At 71.4% G+C, this 2,901-nt stretch carries 2 protein-coding genes and 1 pseudogene; all 3 read left to right on the plus strand.

Annotation, left to right across the window (positions count from 1 at the left end; all coding sequences use genetic code 11):
• Positions 1-201, plus strand: a pseudogene (locus D180_RS22335) (hypothetical protein); the annotation flags it as partial.
• A gap of 68 nt (positions 202-269) precedes the next feature.
• Positions 270-2,324 (plus strand): TonB-dependent receptor, encoded by a 2,055-nt coding sequence (locus tag D180_RS22340; protein ID WP_043091569.1) that lies wholly within the window; start codon positions 270-272, stop codon positions 2,322-2,324.
• A partial coding sequence (locus D180_RS22345; protein ID WP_043091570.1) for a PepSY domain-containing protein occupies positions 2,324-2,901 on the plus strand: 578 nt, incomplete at its 3' end. The genes D180_RS22340 and D180_RS22345, both read left to right, overlap by 1 nt.

The following is a 2,901-nucleotide window of genomic DNA, read 5'->3' on the forward strand; positions in this document are numbered from 1 at the left end:
CACGACGATGCCGGCCTGGCGCACGCGCCGGCCTGCGATTACTGCCTGCTCGCCGCGCGGCTGCTGCCGTGGGTGGCGCTGTTGCTGGCGTTGCTGCCCTGGCGCTGTCCGCCAGTGCCGGTGGCGGCGCGGCACAGCCTTGTCGTCACGGCCGCCGCACGCCGCGCACACCCGCCGCGCGGACCACCGCTGTTCTCCTGATCCACGGGTTGCCGTTCCCGTGCCGCGGCGCCGCTGCGGCACGCCCTCGTGCCGATGGAGTTTTCGCCATGTTCCGTTTTCCTGCCATGCCACCGGTGGTGGCGTGCTGTTGTGTGTGTCTCGCCGCGGCCGCGCCCGCCCATGCCGCCGACGCGCCACCCGGCGCCGCCGGCGATTCCGTGCTGACCCTGGGCAAGGTCCAGGCCACCTCGCCGCTCGCCGCCGGTTCCAGCGCGCGCAGCGTGTTCAGTTCCGTCGACATCCTCGGCGGCGATCTGCTGCAGGACCAGCATGTGGACTACAGCTGGGAGTTGCTGATGCGCGCGCCCGGCGTGCAGGTGACCCAGTTCAAGATGGGCACCGACGCCGGGCGCTTCTCCTTCCGCGGCTTCAACGGCGAAGGCCGGGTCAATGCGGTCAAGCTGCTGATCGACGGCGTGCCCAGCAACGACAATGCCGGCGCCATGCCGTACCTGGATGCGGTGTTCCCGCTGGACATCGCCGCGATCGAGATCGTGCGCGGTACCAACGACCCGCGCTACGGCCTGAACGCGATCGCCGGCAGCGTCGACGTGCTGACCCGCAGCGGCGGCAACGACGGCCGCGCCAGCGTCACCGTCGGCAGCTTCGGCACCCGCGAGGTGCAGGCGACGCAGGGCATCGAGCGCGGCGCCTGGAGCCAGAACTATTTCGCCGCCTGGCGCGACAGCGACGGCTACCGCGACCATGCCGACGCGCGCAAGCATGCGTTCGCCGGCAAGTGGTTCTACACCGATCCGGACGGGCGCTGGCGTGCCGGACTCAGCGCGCGCGACTACCGCAACACGGCGCTGGAGGCGGGGTATCTGGACTACGCCACCGCGCAGCGCGCGCCACGCAGTTCGCCCGACTACGCGCGCGACGACCGCAGCCAGCGCCACACCACGCAGGTGTCGCTGCATCTGGACGCGCGCCTGGCCGAGACCGTGCAGGGCAGCGCCAAGGCGTACTGGAACCGCTACGACAATCAGCGCTGGGTGCGCTTCACCGCGGCCGGTGCGCAGCAGGAGCGCGACACCGACGAGCGCCAGCGCGGCGTGCTGGCCAGATTCAGCTGGCGCCCGGCGCTGGCGCGTGCCGATGCCTTCGCGCTGGAGGGCGGGGTCGACGCGCAGTGGCAGGACAGCCTCTCGCAGCGTTATCGCACGGTGGCACGCGTGCGCACCGCGCCGTTGCGCGACTGGGACTTCGATCTGCATACCGAAGGCGCCTACGTGCAGGCGGTGCTGCGCCCGACCGAACGCCTGCAACTGGTGCCGGGCTATCGGGTGGATCGCGTCGGCGGGCAGTTCCGCGACCTCGCCAGCGGCGCGCGCTATCCGACCTACGCCTACGGCACGATCCGTCAGCCCAAGTTGAGCGCGGTGTACGCGCTCACTGGGCAGGCCAGCCTGTACGCCAACATCGGCCGCACGTTCCAGATCGGCAGCGGCAACGGCGCCTACCGTACCCAGGCGCGCAACCTGGCACCGTCCTACAACGATGGCTGGGAGACCGGCCTGAAGTTCGCCGGTGCGCAGCAGCGCTGGGACGCACGCGTGGCTTACTGGGAGCAGCGTGCGTCCGACGAAGTGGCCACGATCCTGGGCGTGAACGGCAGCGTCGGCACCGGCGAGGTCGGCAACGTCGGCAAGACCCTGCGCCGCGGCTGGGATGCGCAACTGAACCTGCGTCCGGACGAGCGCTGGACGCTGTGGCTGGCGTATTCGCGGCAGCGCGCGGTCATCGTCACCCCCGACCCGAGCGCGCCGGCCACACGCGGCAAGGAAATCGAGAACGTGCCGCACTACCTGGCCAACGCCGGCATCGACTGGCAGGCCACGCCGCGGCTGACACTGTCGGCCTGGGGCAACGCACAGGGCGATTACTACGTGGAGCGCAGCAACACCCTCGGCCGCTACGGCGGCTACGCACTGGCCAATCTCGGCGCGACCTGGCGCTGGCGTGCACAGCGCGAGGTCTCGCTGCAACTGAAGAACCTGACCGACCGGCACTACGTCTACGCCTGGTACGACAGCGGGTCCTCCGGCTACTCGCCCGGCGACGGCCGCGCGCTGTACGCCACGCTGAGCTGGGGCTGGTGATGGCGACGCACTCTCCCGCTTCCGCTGTGGCGCCGGCACGCTTCTACCGCGCCGTGTGGCGCTGGCATTTCTATGCCGGCCTGCTGGTGCTGCCGCTGCTGGTCTGGCTGGCGCTGACCGGTGCCGCCTTCGTCTATCAGCAGCCGATCGACGGCTACTTCCACCGCGCGCTGAAGACCGTGTCGGTACCCGCCCACGCGCAGACGCTGGCGCCGCAGCGGCTGCTGGACGCGGCGCTGGCCGCGCAACCCGGCCAGGCACTGCGCTACACCACGCCGCCGCGGCGCGATGCCTCGGCGGAAGTGACCATCGCCACCGCCGATGGCCGCCGCCAGGTCGTGTACGTGGATCCGTACCGGGCGCGGGTGCTGGGGCAGTTGCCCGAGCACGGCACCGTGGCCTGGACCATCCGCCGCCTGCACAGCCTCGACTACGTCGGCTGGTTCGCCAATGCGCTGATCGAGGTGGCCGCCGGCTGGGCGATCCTGCTGGTGTTCACCGGCGTGTACCTGTGGTGGCCGCGCGGGCGCCGCGGCGGCGTGACCACGGTGCGCGGGCGGCCGCCGCAGCGGCTGGT

Source organism: Xanthomonas sp. SHU 166, assembly GCF_000364685.1.
In the GTDB taxonomy this organism is placed as follows: Bacteria; Pseudomonadota; Gammaproteobacteria; order Xanthomonadales; family Xanthomonadaceae; genus Xanthomonas_A; species Xanthomonas_A sontii.

Coding starts and splice junctions, on each gene's coding strand:
- D180_RS22340 (WP_043091569.1), top strand. CDS start 270: ATGTTCCGTTTTCCTGCCATGCCACCGGTGGTGGCGTGCTGTTGTGTG.